The organism is Microvirga sp. TS319, from assembly GCF_041276405.1.
In the GTDB taxonomy this organism is placed as follows: domain Bacteria; phylum Pseudomonadota; class Alphaproteobacteria; order Rhizobiales; family Beijerinckiaceae; genus Microvirga.
Genome location: NZ_JBGGGT010000002.1, coordinates 3,726,451 through 3,741,719, shown reverse-complemented (window position 1 = coordinate 3,741,719; position 15,269 = coordinate 3,726,451). Strand labels below are relative to the sequence as shown.

12 protein-coding genes are annotated in these 15,269 nt (G+C 63.5%); 9 read left to right on the top strand and 3 right to left on the bottom strand.

The genetic code is table 11. From position 1 onward, the window contains the following. Positions 1-32: 32 nt before the first annotated feature. Complete coding sequence (locus AB8841_RS27055; RefSeq protein ID WP_370438824.1) at positions 33-1,109, bottom strand: GlxA family transcriptional regulator; 1,077 nt, start codon at positions 1,107-1,109, stop codon at positions 33-35. 265 nt (positions 1,110-1,374) lie between these two features. Here AB8841_RS27055 and AB8841_RS27050 point away from each other — a divergent pair, with 265 nt between their 5' ends. From AB8841_RS27050 to AB8841_RS27030, 5 genes are all read left to right on the top strand, one after another. Next, positions 1,375-2,628, top strand: a complete 1,254-nt coding sequence (locus AB8841_RS27050; RefSeq protein WP_370439385.1) for a selenium-binding protein SBP56-related protein — start codon at positions 1,375-1,377, stop codon at positions 2,626-2,628. Positions 2,629-2,647: 19 nt separating this feature from the next. After that, the gene (locus AB8841_RS27045; protein ID WP_370438823.1) at positions 2,648-3,388 is read left to right on the top strand and encodes an SCO family protein; all 741 of its coding nucleotides are present in this window, start codon (positions 2,648-2,650) and stop codon (positions 3,386-3,388) included. Positions 3,389-3,420: 32 nt separating this feature from the next. Next, complete coding sequence (locus AB8841_RS27040; protein WP_370438822.1) at positions 3,421-4,845, top strand: FAD-binding oxidoreductase; 1,425 nt, start codon at positions 3,421-3,423, stop codon at positions 4,843-4,845. 267 nt (positions 4,846-5,112) lie between these two features. Next, entirely contained in the window at positions 5,113-6,873 is a 1,761-nt protein-coding gene (ggt, locus tag AB8841_RS27035; RefSeq protein WP_370438821.1) for a gamma-glutamyltransferase, read from the top strand. Positions 6,874-7,081: 208 nt separating this feature from the next. Then, positions 7,082-8,779: a methyl-accepting chemotaxis protein gene (locus AB8841_RS27030; RefSeq protein ID WP_370438820.1), complete on the top strand. Its 1,698-nt coding sequence runs from the start codon at positions 7,082-7,084 to the stop codon at positions 8,777-8,779. Positions 8,780-9,014: 235 nt separating this feature from the next. Here AB8841_RS27030 and AB8841_RS27025 read toward each other — a convergent pair whose 3' ends face one another. Further along, a complete protein-coding gene (locus AB8841_RS27025; protein ID WP_370438819.1) occupies positions 9,015-9,743 on the bottom strand; it encodes a Crp/Fnr family transcriptional regulator in 729 nt (242 codons plus the stop codon). Positions 9,744-10,078: 335 nt separating this feature from the next. Between AB8841_RS27025 and AB8841_RS27020 the strand changes: the two genes are divergently transcribed. Continuing rightward, positions 10,079-10,516, top strand: a complete 438-nt coding sequence (locus tag AB8841_RS27020) for a PACE efflux transporter (protein WP_370438818.1) — start codon at positions 10,079-10,081, stop codon at positions 10,514-10,516. Positions 10,517-10,630: 114 nt separating this feature from the next. After that, a complete protein-coding gene (locus AB8841_RS27015) occupies positions 10,631-11,158 on the top strand; it encodes a BA14K family protein (RefSeq protein ID WP_370439384.1) in 528 nt (175 codons plus the stop codon). A 325-nt stretch (positions 11,159-11,483) separates the two neighbouring features. Here AB8841_RS27015 and AB8841_RS27010 read toward each other — a convergent pair whose 3' ends face one another. Beyond that, positions 11,484-12,206, bottom strand: coding sequence for a LuxR C-terminal-related transcriptional regulator (locus AB8841_RS27010; protein ID WP_370438817.1), 723 nt, complete (start codon positions 12,204-12,206; stop codon positions 11,484-11,486). Positions 12,207-12,597: 391 nt separating this feature from the next. Here AB8841_RS27010 and AB8841_RS27005 point away from each other — a divergent pair, with 391 nt between their 5' ends. Further along, positions 12,598-14,016 (top strand): sensor histidine kinase, encoded by a 1,419-nt coding sequence (locus tag AB8841_RS27005; protein ID WP_370438816.1) that lies wholly within the window; start codon positions 12,598-12,600, stop codon positions 14,014-14,016. Further along, positions 14,009-14,659, top strand: a complete 651-nt coding sequence (locus AB8841_RS27000; protein WP_370438815.1) for a response regulator — start codon at positions 14,009-14,011, stop codon at positions 14,657-14,659. The genes AB8841_RS27005 and AB8841_RS27000 overlap by 8 nt, the downstream gene beginning before the upstream one ends. The last annotated feature ends 610 nt before the right edge of the window (positions 14,660-15,269 follow it).

The window sequence follows — 15,269 nt, the reverse complement described above, 5'->3', positions numbered from 1 at the left end:
CTCCCTCATCCCGTCGCGTACCGGAGATGGGGTCAGCGCCGGGCATCGGCGGGCTTGAGCGCACCTCCTCCGGAGACCGTCCTGTCGCCCGGACGGGCGATGGGCAGCGTGCCGAACCGGGTTCGGTATTCGGTCGGACAGATGCCGGTGTGGCGCTTGAACAGCCCCCGGAAAAAGGCCTGGTCCTCGTAGCCGACGGTCTGGCCCACCTCCTGAACGGTCTGACCTCCGTCCTCCAGCAATCTCTTGGCCAGGGCCACCCGAATGCAATGGATGTAGCTCAATGGCGTTTGTCCGGTGGCATCCTTGAAGCGCCGGACGAAGTTGCGGGGGCTCATGCCGACGCGGGCGGCAACCGCATCCACGCTGACAGGCCGCTGATAATGGCGGTGCAGCCAGTCCTGAGCGAGCCGGATGCTCTCATCGTTGTGGCTCGTGCGCAGCGCCAGATCGGCAAAGGCGACCTGCCAAGTCCGCGGCATCTCGATCAGAAGAGCCTTGGCGCATTCCAGGGCCAGGTCCCGGCTGCCGAACCGCTCGACCAGATAGAGGCTCAAGTCGGCCGCCGAGTTGATGCCGCCGCCGCAGAAGACATCGCCTGCATCGGTGATGAGGTATTCCGGCTGCCAGTCCACGTTCGGGAAACGCTGCCGATAGATGTCGGCCAACGCCCAGTGGGTCGTCGCGCGCTTGCCCTCGAGAAGGCCGGCCTCGGCCAGCAGGGCCACGCCCGAGCAGACGCCTGCGATTTTCGAGCCCTGCGCAGCCCACCGGCGCAGCCAGGGAATGACGCGCGCATTTCGCTCCATCACTGAGTCGATGACGTAGCCGGTGCGCATCAGCGTCTCGAGGGGCAGGCCACCTGCGGGGACGAAGACGATGTCCGGGCGTTCGAGCGTCTCCAGGGCGCAGGCTGGGGTGAGGGAGACCAGCCGGTCCGTCACGGCCGGCTCGCCTCCAGCAGAGGCCGTCGTCACGCGGAAGCGGGCATCCGGCGCCTGATTGTTGAGCAGGTTCCAAAGCACGCCGGCGCTGCGAAAGACCTCCATCGGCAGAAGGGCCGTCGAGGCGCATCCACCATCGAGAAACAGAACAGCCACGTGGAGCATCGGGGACTCTCCTTGGCAGTCTTACCCCGGCACGTTGTCACGATCGCCGCTCCTCGGCAAGGCAATCCCGGGGCAGAGTCGGATCTTCCCGTTCAAGACGTGTGGCGCAGCACAGGCATTCAAAAGCCGGATTGGGCGTCAAAGGCGAGAAGAGGAGAAGGCCATGAACAGGGTAACGGCTCCGCTCCGGGACGTATCCGTAACCTCCTCCCGCAACCGCATCCTCCGGGTGCTGCTCGCGAGCGCGCCGATCCTGTGCTTCGGCATGGCGGAGAGCACGGCTTTTGCCGATGAGACCTGTCAATCTCCGTATATGGCCAAGATTACGGGCGAGGAAGAGTTCGTCTATGTCTGGACCCTTGGCGTCGAGGGCGTCGGAGATGGCTCCGACAAGATCGTGACTGTCGATGTGCGCAAGGATTCTCCCAGTTTCGGCAAGGTCATCGACGTCGATTCCATTGGCGGCCGCGGCGAAGCTCATCACGGCGGCTTCACCGACGACCGGCGGTATTTATGGATGGCTGGCCTCGACGACAGCCGGATCTACATTTTCGACATTGCAAGCGATCCGGCAAATCCGAAGCTCCTGAAGACGATCGATGACTTCACTGAAAAGTCGGGCGGCGCCGTCGGGCCGCACGGGGCCTATGCGCTGCCGGGGCGCGTCCTGATCTCGGCCCTCTCGAACAAGGACGGCAGCGGCCGGACGGCGCTCGTCGAATATTCCAACGATGGCGCGTATGTCGCGACCCATTGGATGCCGACCGCCGCCGACGCCCAGGGAGCGGAAGTGGAGACGATCGCCGATGGTTATGGCTACGACGCCCGCGTTCTGCCGCGCAAGAACGTCATGCTCACCTCGTCGTTCACCGGCCGCGACAACTACATGCGTCCTCTCGGAGATCTCGTCAAAGACCAGGAGGCGATGAAGCACTTCGGCCAGACCATGGTGCTGTGGGACTTCCATGGCCGCAAGCCGAAGAAGGTCTTTCACGTCCCGGGAGCCCCGCTGGAAATTCGTTGGGCCTGGGGACCGTACAACAACTACGCCTTCACCTCGACGGCGCTCACCTCCAAGATCTGGCTCGTCTACGAAGACCGGGACGGCGCGTGGAAGGCGAGCGCGGTTGCCGATATCGGGACCCCCTCCGAGATGCCCGTTCCCGTGGACATCAGCCTGAGCGCCGACGACAGGACGCTCTTCGTCGACACTTTCATGGATGGCATGACCCGGGTCTTCGACGTGTCGGATCCCCATAAGCCGAAGCAGATCTATGAGAAGAAGATCGGCAGCCAGGTCAACATGGTGTCGCAGAGCTGGGACGGGACGCGGCTCTATTACACCAGCTCCCTGCTCGCGAACTGGGACAAGACGGGTCAGGACAACGAGCAATTCCTGAAAGCCTATAGCTGGGACGGCCAGCAGCTCGCCCCGCGTTTCGAGATCGACTTCATGGCCGAGAAGCTCGGCAGGCCGCACATCATGCAGTTCGGCTCGCGGAGCCTGTACCCGAGCTGACGACGAAGAGAGGCGGTCCATGATCGACACCTGTGCCGCACGCATGCTCGTCTGCTTCGTGCTCCTGGCCGGAGCGCCCGGGGCGAGCGCCCATGACGGTCATCAGGAAAGCCCCGGAAGCCAAAGTGCCGGGAGTATGGTCGCCGGTCCGAGCACCGACTATGCCTTTCCTCTCGCGGAGCCTGGAACGTACCGGCTCCCGGCGATCAAGCCGGCGGCGGGGGGCGGCGTTCTCGACGAACTGGGACGGGGGCACGATCTGGCCGAGCTGATGCGGGGTCGAATCTCGATTCTGGCGTTCATCTATACCCGGTGTGGCGACGTCTGCCCGACGGCCTCGTTGCGCCTGTCTCAGCTGCAGGACCTCGCGGCCGGAAACCCCGGAATCGCTCGCAGGCTGCGGCTCGTCTCCATGAGCTTCGATCCTGAGCACGACACGCCCGATGTGATGGCCGACTATGCGGGTCACTGGCGCTCTGTCGACCCGAATGCGCCGGAATGGCTCTATGTGACCACGGTGGACCAAAAGCAGCTCCAGCCGATCCTCGCGGCCTACGACCAGCCCGTCATGCCGAAGACAGAGCCCAGCAGCACCGGTCCTCTTGCCCATATCCTGCGGGTCTTCCTGATCGATCCGTCGGGGCAGGTTCGCAACATCTACAGCCTGGACTTCCTCGATCCGGAGCTGGTGCTCAACGACATCAGGACTCTGATCCTCGACGAGGAGCAGCATGACCGACGCATGTCCCCAACGAGGTGAGTTCTGCACCTCCCACCTGGAAGGAAAGTCAGATGACGACGCTCTCGATTGCGACGATCAGCGGCCAGACGGCGTTCATCCCGCCGGAGGCATTGCTGACCCTGAAGGAAGGCTTGCGCGGCTCGGCCCTGGCCAAGGACGAGGACGGGTATGACATGGCGCGCAGCATCTGGAACGGCATGGTAGACCGTTCTCCGGGCCTGATCGTGCGCTGCCACGGGGCGGCCGACGTCATGCGCTCCGTCGATTTTGCGCGCGAGCGCGATCTCGTCGTCGCCGTGCGCGGCGGCGGGCACAACATCGCCGGCAACGCCGTGTGCGAAGGCGGCCTGATGATCGATCTCTCGCCGATGAACTCGGTTCGCGTCGATCCCGCGATCAGGCGGGCATGGGTCGGACCCGGCGCAACGCTGGGCGATGTCGACAGGGAGACGCAGGCCTTCGGGCTTGCCGTGCCGACGGGAATCAATTCGACGACCGGAATCTCGGGCCTGACCCTTGGCGGCGGTTTCGGCTGGCTGACCCGCAAGTACGGTCTGACCATCGACAACCTCGTCTCGGCCGATGTGGTCACCGCCGACGGCCGGCTTCTGCGGGCGAGCGCGGAGGAAAATCCGGACCTGTTTTGGGCGATCCGCGGCGGCGGCGGGAATTTCGGAATCGCCACCTCCTTCGAATTCAACCTGCACCCGGTCGGGCCTGAGGTCCTGTCCGGACTCGTGGTGCATCCTTTCGACCAAGCGGGTGACATGCTCAGGTCCTACCGCGAGGCCGTGACCGACGCCCCCGAGGAACTCACGTGCTGGGTGGTGATGCGCAGGGCGCCGCCGCTCCCGTTCCTGCCGGCGGAATGGCATGGGCGGGAGGTCCTGATCTTCGCCATGTGCTACGCTGGCGATCTTTCCGAAGGTGAGAGGGTTACGCAGAAACTCCGCTCGCTCGGCAATCCCATCGCCGACGTCGTGGGCCCGCACCGGTTCGTGGACTGGCAGGCGGCCTTCGATCCGCTTCTGACGACCGGCGCCCGCAACTACTGGAAAAGCCATGACTTCGAGACGCTCGAAGACGGAGCGCTCGATCTGATCACCCAGGCGGTTCGTGCCCTGCCGGGCAACGAATGCGAGTTGTTCATCGCTCACGTGGGCGGCGCGATGAGCCAGATCGCGCCCGATGCCACTGCCTACCCGCAGCGGACGGCTCATTTCGTCATGAACGTCCATACCCGCTGGCGCGAGAACAAGGACGACACTGCCTGCATTGCCTGGGCACGGAACCTGTTCCGGGCGACCGAGCCGTTCGCGACGGGGAGCGCCTATGTCAACTTCATGCCGGAGGACGAAGCCGATCGGATCGAGAAGGTCTATGGCGCGAACTATCCCCGCCTGGCTCAAATCAAGGGACGCTATGACCCCCGGAACATGTTTCGGATGAACCAGAACATCCGGCCAGCACAGTAACCCGTCCTGGAAGGGCGCCGGTGCTTCCTTCTTGGAAAGAAGCGCATCGTTCTTGCGAAAAATCCGGACCACTGTTTCGCACGATGCGCGAGAAAGTTCCTGTGCCGTGACAGGAGGGATGCCTCTAACGCTTTTCCCCGGGGTGAAGTCGAAACCTCCGGCCATCAGACGAGAGAGGGTGATCCGTCGAACGCAGCGGAGTTTCCTCCACCCTGAACCTGCTGCTATGCTCCTCATGTCGGCTGCATCCTTCGTGAGGACCGCTCTATGACCAATCGTGCTTTTTCCTGGCAACGTGTTATCGGCGCGGGCCTTCTGGCCCTGGCGCCTCTTTGGGGATCTGGTGTGCAGGCCCAGACCGAGGCTCCTGCTCCCGAAGCCTCGACGGGACGCATCACGAAGCAGGCCGGCACGTCCACCCGCGATATGGTCGCGGCAGCCAATCCATTGGCCGCACAGGCCGGACGGGAGATCCTCGCGGCTGGAGGAAGCGCAGTCGACGCTGCGGTCGCCGTGCAGCTCGTTCTCAACCTCGTGGAGCCGCAGAGTTCGGGCATCGGCGGCGGCGCATTCCTGCTCTATTGGGACAAAACGAACCTCGTGACGCTGGACGGGCGAGAGACGGCGCCCGCTGCCGCGAAGCCGGAGCGGTTTCTAGGGCCCGACGGCAAGCCGATGAAGTTCTACGATGCCGTGGTCGGCGGCCGCTCCGTCGGCGTCCCCGGCACGCTTCGTCTGCTGGAAACGGCGCATGGGCGTTGGGGCAAGCTGCCCTGGCCCCAGGTCATCGCGCCGGCACTGCGCCTCGCAGAGGACGGTTTCACGATTTCGCCGCGGCTCAACGGGCTCCTCGGCCAGGAAAAGTATCTCCAGAACGACCCGATTGCCCGCGCCTATTTCTATCAGGCGGACGGTACGCCGAAGCCTGTCGGCACTGTCCTGAAGAACCCGGCTTTCGCCAGGACCCTTCGTGACATCGCCGAAAAAGGAGCGGATGTTTTCTACACGGGCGATATTGCGGCCGACATCGTTGCGACGGTCACGCGCCATACCGGCAATCCGGGTGACATGACCCTGGAGGATCTCAGGACCTACAGGGTCGAGGAGAGAGCGCCGGTCTGTGGCCCTTATCGCACTTACCGGATCTGCGGCATGGGTCCGCCGAGCTCCGGAGCCGTGGCGGTCCAGCAGATCATGAGCGTGCTCGAGACCCAGGACATGGCGGCGATGAAGCCCGGCCCCGACGCGGTGCATTGGCTGGCCGAGGCCGGGCGCCTCGCCTTCGCCGACCGGGCTCTTTATCTCGGCGATCCGGCCTTCGTGAGCGTCCCGGTCCGCGGCCTTGTCGATCCGGATTACCTCAGGAGCCGTGCCGCCCTGGTGAGCCCTGACCGCTCCATGGGCCGGGCGAAGGCCGGCGATCCGCCGTTTCAGAAGACGCAATTCCGCTTCGCTCCCTCCGACGGGATCGAGTTCGGTACGAGCCACATCTCGGTGGTCGACCGCGAAGGCAATGCCGTGGCGATGACCACCACCATCGAGGACGGGTTCGGCGCCCGCCTCATGACTAGGAGTGGCTTCCTCCTCAACAACGAGCTCACCGATTTCAATTTCGCGCCCAACGAGGACGGAAAGCCGGTGGCCAATCGGGTCGAGCCCGGCAAGCGTCCGCGCAGCTCCATGGCTCCGACGATCGTGCTGGACGGCAACGGCAAACTCTATGCCGTCGTGGGCTCGCCCGGAGGGAGCCAGATCATCAGCTACGTGACCAAGACCCTCGTCGCCATCCTGGACTGGAAGCTCGACCCGCAAGTGGCGGTCGATCTGCCGAATGTGGGCAGCCGCAACGGTCCCACGGAGATCGAAGCCGGCACCGAGGCGGAAACCTGGAAAGCGGCTCTCGAGGCCAAGGGGCACGAGGTCAAGGCGATCGAGATGAATTCCGGCATTCAGGCGATCGTGGTGGCCCCGACGGGTCTGTCCGGTGGCGCCGACAGCCGCCGCGAGGGCGTGGCCATCGGCAATTGATGCGGCTGGCCGGCTCCGCAACACAGTTGCGGGCAGGATGCGGAAGAGAGGAACCAGGCCCCTTCGACACCTGCCCGTCCGGACTGCGGAAGGTCCTGGACAATCAGTTCCAGACAAGCGTCGCCGGCTATCTGTTCGATTGCCTGTGTCCGGCGCGTCACTGGGGCGCGTGCTTCCCACGGCCATGTGGGCAGGCCATTGAAGCATCATGAGACTTCTCAATAACTTAAAGTTACTTACGAAGATTGCTATCCCGATCGCGTTCTTTGTCGCCGTCGCCATCGGGCTGATCGCCACGGCGGTACGTGGCCTCGATCATATGGCGGCCGATACGCAGAATTTGGTGAATTCCGATGCCAAGCGCCTGGGCCTGGTCGAGAGCATCAACATGCGGATCAATGAGGCGACGATCCAGGAAAAGAGCATGATCCTGACGCCGAAGAACCTGCCCGATCGCGTCAGAAGCGTCGAGAACGCCTACAAGGATGCCGTCAAGAAGACGTTGGCTGAGCTGGATCAATTGGTTGCGCTCTCCAGCACTGCCGAGTTTAGGAGCCTCAACGAGAACCTCAAGGCTGCGGTCGTCGCTTACTTCAAGAAGCTGGACGAGAGCCTGGCGTTCTCCTCGAAGGGAGATGACGCTCAGGCGACTGAGATCACGAACGGTGTCGGTCGCGATCTACGCCGGCAACTGCGCGATCAGATCACCACGAGCATCGAGGGTGTCATGGCGGAGCTCGATCAGGCCAAGGAAGCCTCTGCCGCTCTGGCGGCGAGCACCATGTGGTGGCTGATCGGTTCCGCAGTAGCGGGTCTTAGCCTTGCCATCGGGCTCATCTGCTCGATTACGATCTCTGGTATCACCCGACCGCTCACGGGAATGAGCGAATCCATGCGCCGCTTGGCCGACGGTGATCTCAATGTCGATGTGAGCGGCACCACGCGCAAGGACGAAATCGGCGTGCTTGCACGCGCGCTCCAGGTCTTCAAGGAGAATGCGGTGGAGGCGCGTCGTCTTGCGGCCGCGCAGGAGGCGGAGACCCAGGCCAAGATGCGCCGGGCCGCGGTGCTTGACGCGCTCACGCAGCGCTTCGAGAGCAAGGTCTCGGCCCTGACGCAAGGGCTGTCGGCGGCCGCCACCGAGATGGAGGCCACGGCCGAGTCGATGAGCGCGGTGGCCGGCCAGACCAGCCGGCAGACCGTGACGGTGTCCTCGGCCGCCCAGCAGACCTCGGCCAATGTGCAGACGGTGGCGGCCGCCACCGAGGAGCTGTCGATCTCGATCCGCGAGATCGCCGCCCAGATCGGGCAGTCCTCGCAGGTGGCCGAACGGGCCGTGCAGGGCACCGAGCGCACCAACCTCACCGTGCAGGCGCTCGCGGCTTCCGCCGAGCGCATCGGCGACGTGATCCAGCTGATCAGCACGATTGCGGGCCAGACCAACCTGCTGGCGCTCAACGCCACCATCGAGGCGGCGCGCGCCGGCGAGGCCGGCCGGGGCTTTGCCGTGGTGGCGACCGAGGTCAAGGAGCTCGCTTCCCAGACCGCCAAGGCGACCGAGGAGATCGCGGCCCAGATCGGCGCGGTGCAGCAGGCGACGCAGGAGACGGTGACGGCGATCCGGGAGATTGCGCGCACGATTGCCGAGATGAGCCAGATCTCGACCTCGATCGCGGCCGCCATGGAGGAGCAGGGCGCGGCCACCGCCGAGATCGCCCGCAACGTCCAGGAGGCGGCGCGCGGCACCGAGGCGGTCACCGGCAGCATTGCGGATGTGCAGAACGGGGCCGGCGAGACCGGGGCCGCGGCGCATCAGGTGCTGGGCGCCGCCCAGGAGCTGGCGCGCCACTCCAGCGAGCTCGACCACGAGGTCGCGAGCTTCCTCTCCGGCGTCAAGGCCGCCTGAGGCTAGGGCATCGGACGCGAGAGGTGGAAGCCGCATTAGGGCCGCTGAAAGCAGCGGCCCTTTTCTCTTAGCCTTGAAGCCGTTGGCCCTGAAGCAGTTGGCTAAAGCGATCGGCCGTCTCCTCGATCATGATTTAGCGAATGCGTTCGAGAGGACATGAAAGTCCGCGCCGTGCCGGTCTTTCTCCGTCGCCCACATGCAACTGAAAATCAGATCCGGGTCGATCTTTTCAGGATCAGTTTTGAAGATAGGTGCCAGGGAGCAGGCGCTCGTAAATCCGTCGGATCTTGCCGTAGCATTCGCAGGCTGCCTCTTCCAGGCCGGCCCGGTCAATGACCGTGATGCTTCCTCTGGACTGCTGGATCAGGCCCGCCGTCTGCAGGGTTCTGGCCACCATGCTGACCGTTGAACGCTGAACACCCAGCATCTCGGCCAGAAACTCGTGCGTGAGCGGCAGGGTATCGTGGTTAGCCCGATCATGCATGGCCAGGATCCAGCGGCAGGAGCGCGCTTCCACCGGATGGACGGCGTTGCAGGAGACGCTCTGGAAAGTATGCATCAAAATGGCCTGGCTATAATTGGCTATCAGCTTGCGGACGTTCGGGCGCGCGTTGCGCACGTCATTCAGCCGCTCGAATGCAATCCGTGAGGCGCTGCCGGCCATCTGGACGATATAGCGCCCGAATGCTTCTCGCGTCGCGATTTCCGCCAGAAGGCCCATGACGCCCTCTCGTCCGAACACCGCCACCTCGACAGCGCCTCCGTCCTCCATGACATTCACCAGTGAAATCATGGCATTATGGGGGAAGTAGACATAACGCAGAGGCTCGCCGGCCTCATAGAGCACTTGGCCCCGTGCGAGTCGTACAATATCCATGTAAGGATACAGCGAAGTAAAGTCCTCGGGCTCGAGCGCCGCCAGTAATCGGTTCGTGCGATGATCTGCGCTAAGAGCCTCGGTCATGGCGATCTCCACTCCCCGCTATATACAACGTGGACATATGCCGATTGTGGCGCATCGGATGCCCCGGGGAATATAGGATTTTAGCATTGCAAGAGTGGGCAGAGCTCACAGAACGGATCGCGGAGACGCCGTCCAGCCTGAAGTCCAGTTCGCATGCGCACGGAACCTGACGGGACGGAGTCTTGAGATCCTTTCGTAGGCTGGGCAGTCATGGCGAGGCTGCCGCCTTGCTTGAGGTTTGTGCCCCTTATATATGACGGCTCTGCGAGGACGACCTCCCCCTTTTTGGGCATTCACTCGGGACGACCCGACCTTTCCCGTTGGAAGATTGAACTATGCGTACGACTCGTGACCGGATCCGTCACGCCCTCAGCTTCGAGCTCATCGGACTTGCACTCGTCACGCCCCTCGGCGCGTGGATCTTCGGGATGCCCATGGCCGATATCGGTGTCGTCGGTGTTGGCGCCGCAACCATCGCGACGATCTGGAACTACGTCTACAACTTGGGTTTTGACGCTCTGATGCAGCGCCTGACCGGAGGGACTCAAAAGAGCGTAGCAATCCGTGTCGCGCATGCAGTCCTGTTCGAGGCGGGGCTGCTGATCGTGCTGATGCCTCTCATTGCCTGGTATCTCGGCATCGGCCTCGTGCAAGCCTTCTTCATGGATGTGAGCTTCGCGGTCTTCTACATGGTTTATGCGTTCGTGTTCAATTGGGGTTACGACCGGGTTTTCCCCTTGCCCGCCTGGCAGACCTCATCGCAGACGCCTTGATGGCGGGGCCCTGAAGGTTACGAAAGCTTAATGCCAGCATTCAGTCATCGTTCACTGAAGGCAATCGAAATTGAACGCAGGCAATGCATTCACATTTTGCCTGCGGAGTTCGTTATGAAGAGAGTAGTATCTGGTATTGTTGTCACTTGTTTGGCCGTTGGGGCGCTTGGACCTGCGGTTAGTTCTGCGAGTGCGTCTCCTTTGTCCTTCGTGAAACCGGACAACTCTGGCGCCAGCTTGCAGCAGGTCCAATTCCGTCGCAACGATGACAGAAACAGAGTTGAGCGTCGGTTCGACCGCCCACGTCATGAGCGTCGCGTTGAACGTCCTCGTTTCGAACGTCGCAGCGACTGGGGGTACTACAACGGGCACCGAGGATATCGGGAGTACCATCCTGGCTACCGGCAGTACAATGGGTGGTGGTTCCCGCCGGCAGCTTTCCTCGCGGGAGCAATCATTGGAGGCGCTGTCGCCGGTCAACCTCCTGTCGTCGCTGCCCCGCCCGTCTATGCTCCGGTTCGCTTGAGCGCTGCACACGTCAATTGGTGCACGAATCGCTGGAAGTCCTACCGCGTGTCGGACAACAGTTACCAGCCCTTGAGCGGACCGAGGCAGGTCTGCGTGTCGCCCTACGGCGGCTAGAGCATCGAGCGCAAAAGTGGAAACCGGTTTTGCGTGAAAAGATGCTCAAGCAAGGAGAGCATCGAACGCGGGAAGTGGAAACCGGTTTTGCGCGCAAAGATGCTCGAGACCATAGGCTTCCAGCATCGGATGTGGGGTTGATGTCACGTCCGATGCTGTAACGCATCATACGGACCTGGAGGATAGGGGCAGCGAGAAGCGATCCCGATGTCTCGGACACGATACTCCGGGTCCGCGTTTCACGGCGCGCTCGTGTAGAGACAGAGCATCGGATCATCCTGCGTAGAGGCAGACTTACCAATGGGACGCCGAACCGGTCAGGACGTCACGAGAGGTATCGTCCGCCATCTGGCGTGAACGTCTCACCGCTTCTCAGGTGGCCGAGCTCGGCTTCGTGCCGTCCGGCCGGGATGCGCTTGAGATGCTGTGCCGCCATCGCGACCTCGACGCGGTTGCGCGCATTCAGTTTCTGCATCAGTACCGTCATGTAGTGCTTGACCGTCCTTTCGGTGATCCCAAGCCTGGATGCGATCTCCTTGTTGGTCTTTCCACCGAGCAGGAACTGGACGATCTGGTCCTCGCGGGCGCTCAGCCTGAGGGCCTGCATGGCGATCCGGCGCACTGAGGCGTTCCGCAGCGCCGCGATCGCCTCGCTCCCGAAGTTCTGCGACACGTAAGTGTCCCCCGCGGCCACGGCCCGTGCGGCGCTGACGATCTCGTCCGTCCCGCAGGATTTGGACACGTAGCCCCGCGCTCCCGCCTCGAGGGCCTTCACGGCACGGTCCACGCCGGGCACCGCCGTGAAGGCGATGATCCTAGTCCCCAGGTGGTCGGCTGCGATCTGTGAGATCGCCGCGATGGCGTTTCCGGGGATCGCCAAGTCCATGATCATGAGGTCGGGGCGATGCCGCTCGGCGATCGTGAGCGCGTCCGTGGAGCTCGTCCCGCAAGCCACCACGGTGAACGCGCCTTGCAAGGCAAGCACGTGCGCCAAACCCTCGATCGTGACGGGATGGCCATCGATCAAGGCAACCGAAATCGAACTCATGAAGTACCCCCGGACGCATATCTGGCGGGGAGGGATCCGGTAGAATCTCGCGATCCCAGGCCAGCCTGCCTAAAAAACGTAGCCGTCGAACCGGAAACATGTCCTTCACTCCGACGAGGGAGAGACATGGCAGGAGGTATTACTCCATTGGAGGTGGCTCGGCATGTGCGACGCCCGCTCGCCCAAAGCCCTCCGGATTGCGCAAAGGCTTGGCCCATATGGGAAAATTCCGTTCGAGAGCGTGTCCGCATCCCTGCCCCTACCACGAGCCCTTGTGCCTGGCCAAAGCAGGCCCTGGACCAAAGTCCAGTCCCGCGTTGGACTTTAGTCAATTGCAGGGAAACTCGTCCTGCATATCCTCATGCTTCCAAGGGAAAGATCGGGGCAGGACATGTCGGGGTTGGAGGTACGGCTGGGATCGCGTCGCTGGAGCAGCGTCCTGGAATCCTGGAGCCTGACACGCCAGTTCGCAGTGACGGGCGGCACCATCATGCTCCTGGCGATGATCGTGGAAGGGCTCTTCACCGCCGAGATCATCTCGAGGAATGCGATCGACCGGAGCGCTGCGACGACCGCGCTGTTCATGGATAGCTTCCTGTCACCTTTGGGCGCTCATCTTGCGACTGCTGGCGCATTGCCTGCTAACGAGCGGGCTGAACTCGACCAACTGCTGGACAGGGATGACTTCGAGAGCCGTTTTCCCCATCTCGAGATCTGGAAGAAGGGGGGCCTCGTCGCCTATTCGAGATCACCCGAGCTGATCGGACGCACGTTCACCCCACCCGCCGGGCTTGTCGCCGCCCTGGCCGGGGAGGTTTCTGCGCATTACACCGACCTGGAGGCCGCCGAGCACGAGGCCCGGGGGTTCACCTCCCGCTATCTCGAGATCTACGCCCCCATCCGAGAGCACCTCACCGGGCAGATCATCGCCGTTGCGGAGATTCATGAGGTGACGGAGCCGCTGGAGAGAAGGCTGTGGTGGTTGCGCCTGTCGAGCTGGCTCGCGCGGATCGCCGCCACTGCCCTGATCATGGCCGGCCTGTTCTGGGTCGTCCATCGCGGCAACAGGATCATCATGACCCAGCAGGATCAGCTCCGTGAGCGCATGTCGGATGTCGAACGAACGTCCCGTTACAACCGGGTCCTCCGGGAGCGGGTTCAGCGTGCCTCGGGCCGCGTCGCCGAATTGACCGAGCGCTACCTGCGCGGGCTCGGCGCGGATCTGCATGACGGTCCCGCCCAGCTCATCGGGCTGGCTGCGCTGAAAGTGGAGCACGTCCGGCGCGCCAGCACGGCCGTCGAGCAGGAGAGGGAATTGCTGGCACTGGATTCCGTTCTTGAGGACGCGAACCGCGATATACGCGCCATCTCGAAGGGATTGATGCTGCCGGAGATCGAGGGATTGCCGCTCGCGGAGGTCATCAGGCACGCGGCCCGCGCTCACGAGCGGCGCACCGGGACCGCGGTGGCCGTCTGCTGTGCGGACGTCACCTCGTCGCTCCCACCCGCAATCAAGATCTGCGCGTACCGGTTCGTTCAGGAAGGGCTCAACAACGCCTTCCGCCATGCTGGAGGCAACGGTCAAGCCGTGGCCTGCACGGTCGAGGGCACCATGCTGTGCCTGTCGGTGGAAGACCACGGAGGTCCGGGCACGGGCCGCTCGGCTGGACTCGAATCCGGCCTTGGCCTCGTTGGATTGCGGGAGCGCGTGGAGAGCCTTGGCGGCACGTTCTGTATGGGCAAGACCCCAGGCGGCGGGACAAGGGTCGAGATGATCATGAATGTTCCTGGGGGGGATCGGAATGGTTGATAAGATCCGTGTCGTCGTGGTCGACGATCATGCGCTGTTCCGGGCCGGGGTCATCCAGTCGCTCGCCCTCGATGGCGCGATCGAGGTTGTGGGGGAGGGAGCCTCGGCCGACGAGGCCGTGCAGCTCGCGAAGGAGCTTGCGCCCGACCTCATCCTGCTGGATGTGTCGATGCCCGGAAACGGGATCGAAGCAGCCCGCGAGATTCTCCGGATGCCGGAACCGCCCCGTGTCGCGATGCTGACGGTTTCGGAGGACGACGACGACGTGATGGATGCGCTGGACGCAGGTGCGGCCGGCTACCTTCCCAAGGGCATCCGGGCGTCCGACCTGATTGCGACGGTCAAGAGCCTCAAGGGCGGGCGCACGTTCGTGGCTCCCGATCTCGCACTGCGCCTGCTGGCGAACAAGGCGCGGACGGAGACCGGCCCTCTGACATCCCTTTCCGACCAGGAGAGGCGCACCCTGCGCCTGATCGCCACGGGGCTAAGCAACCGCGAGGTCGGCGAGCGGCTGGACGTGCAGGAAAAGACCGTCAAGTACCACGTGACCAACATCCTGAGGAAGCTCAAGGCCAGGAACCGGGTCGAGGCGGTGCTCATCGCCCAGCGCGAATGGGGCGAACCCGTGGAACGAATCATGTGAGCCGACGCTCGGGTTGCCGCACGCTGCGCAAACCACGAGTGATCGTTCAAGGCCCGGCATGCCGGCGTGAACCGAATCCGCACGGCGGCGCCGTGCCTGGGACGGACGTGAAAAGTGCAAATCCACTTTTCACGTCCGATGCTGTAGAGAACAGCGCATCGCTTGCTGCGAAAAACCGGGTCCACTTTTTCGCATGATGCGCCAGCGTCCGGATGCAGGGCTTTGGAGGCTCTGCATCGCGGTGATCCGCGAGCCGTCCAAGCGCCTCAAGGTCCATCCAAAATATGCCGGTTGAACGCCTGTTGTTCTCCTGACTTTGCTTCAGGTGCTCCGCACTTTCCTGGGCAATGCCGCGTGTCGGTTCACGGCGTGCGGCGCATCCCAATTCCCAGCCTCGCAATCCGTGTTGCCTCGGCCGCCCGCGTCGCCCCGCACGGTAGCGAGCATCCTTGTGGACACGGTCGGGCTCCGTGGAAGGCCTGGACCTTGGTCCGGCGCACCTGGACCAAAGACGAGGCGCGACCTCGACCGATGGCCAGGAAAATCACTGTACCTCCAGCCGATGCGGTCCGTGCGGGCCTTGGCCAAGATCGTCGACGAAATTGCGGGC